Here is a 1,727-nt window from a genome sequence, read left to right as displayed (position 1 = left end):
CGCGCCACCGCCATCAGCGTGTATTCCATGGGGGTCTACCTGGGTTCGGGCCTGGCCTTTCTGCTCGGCGGGTTGGTCATCCAGTTCGCCTCGGCCCAGGGCGATCTGTCGCTGCCGGTGCTGGGCGAGGTGCGCCCCTGGCAGCTGATCTTCCTGTTGCTCGGCGCGGCCGGATTGCTCTTCACCCTGCTGATGCTGGCGATCAAGGAGCCGGCGCGGCGCGGCGTGGGTGCGGGTGTGGCGGTGCCCCTGGTGGATGTCGGGCGTTATATCCGCGCCAACCGGCGTACCGTGCTGTGCCATAACTTCGGTTTTGCCGGCCTGTCGTTTGCCGGCTACGGCAGCTCGGCCTGGGTGCCGACCTTCTTTATCCGTACCCATGGCTGGGATGCCGGCCAGGTCGGCATCATCTACGGCAGCATAGTGGCGGTGTGCGGTTGCCTGGGCATAGTCTTCGGCGGGCGCCTGGCCGACTGGATGGCCAAGCACGGGCGCAGCGACGCCAATATGCGCGTCGGCCTGTACGCCGCCATAGGCGCGGTGCCCTGCGTGCTGACATTCCCCTTGCTGGACAGCGGCTTCTGGGCGGCAGTGGTGATGGCCCCCACGGTATTTTTCCTGAGCATGCCGTTCGGCGTGGCGCCGGCGGCGATCCAGGAAATCATGCCCAATTCCATGCGCGGTCAGGCCTCGGCGCTCTATCTGTTAGTCATCACCCTGATCGGCCTGGGCATAGGCCCGACCGCGGTGGCGCTGGTGACCGACTATGTATTCGGCGACGATGCGGCCCTGCGTTATTCGCTGCTGATCGTCAGCTCGTTGGCGGTATTCAGCTCGCTGGTGCTGCTGAGCATGGGCCTCAAGCCCTATCGCGACAGCGTGCTGCGCTTGCAGCAGTGGAGCAGTGCCGGGTCTGCCAAGGCCGAGGCGCAGGTCGCCGGTGGGCTGCAGCATTCGACCTAAGGCTGTGTCTGCATAAAAAGGCCTCGCGATTGCGGGGCCTTTTTTATGGCTATGTCCCAATCATGTGTTGCATGGTTCGCCCCACCGCTTCCTGGATACAGTGATCCGGCTGAATACGCTGCTGATAACGCTCAAGCATGCGTCGCCAGCCCAGATAGTTCGGTAGGTAGCGGGTAGCGACGCCATGAAAGCGAGTCATCCAGATCTTCAACCTACTGTGGTACGCATTGACGTTCTGGATGTGGAAAGCCCCCTGGTGCACCCGCTGACCAGGACGAGAGTGGACAACATGGTGGGTGATGCCCTGAGTACGGGAAAAGCTTGCATATACCGCAGCGCCATCACTACAAAGCACGGCCTCTCGGTCGATCAGCGGCAGCAGAGCTGCTCGCACATGCTCGGTATCCAACTTCTCCAGCTTAAAGTCCGCCGTGTGCCCCTCACGGTCACGCACCACCATCACCGGAATCTGATCCTTGCCAGTGCCGCGAGTCATGCTGACGCCGCCTCTTTTGCGTGGTGCTCGCGGTAACTGGCGCTGGCCTTTGAATGACTCCAGAAAGAACGTCTCGTCGACTTCAACGATCCCAGCCTCATGGGACGCATGATGCTGGGCTGCGGAGGTAAGGAAACGATGCCGCCAGAGAAAGGCCGTGTTCTTGCTTATGCCGCATTGCTTAGCGGCTTTGCGCACGCTCAGGCCATCGATCAGTGTCTGGGCGTAGTCTTTCCAGCGTTCGGGATAGTGCAAGCGAGCAAGGCCG

General features: G+C 62.2%; 2 protein-coding genes. One reads left to right on the top strand and one right to left on the bottom strand.

Annotated elements, in window-relative coordinates; translation table 11 throughout:
• On the top strand, positions 1–963 hold a 963-nt coding region (locus tag Q8Q83_RS07945), incomplete at its 5' end, for an MFS transporter (protein ID WP_305622650.1).
• Positions 964–1,012: 49 nt separating this feature from the next.
• Here Q8Q83_RS07945 and Q8Q83_RS07940 read toward each other — a convergent pair.
• Positions 1,013–1,727: IS1595 family transposase (locus Q8Q83_RS07940; protein ID WP_305622648.1), on the bottom strand; the 715-nt coding region annotated here is incomplete at its 5' end.

Origin of the sequence: Pseudomonas sp. (assembly GCF_030696055.1) — a bacterium.
Classification (GTDB): domain Bacteria; phylum Pseudomonadota; class Gammaproteobacteria; order Pseudomonadales; family Pseudomonadaceae; genus Aquipseudomonas.
This window is presented reverse-complemented; position numbering and strand designations above follow the sequence as displayed.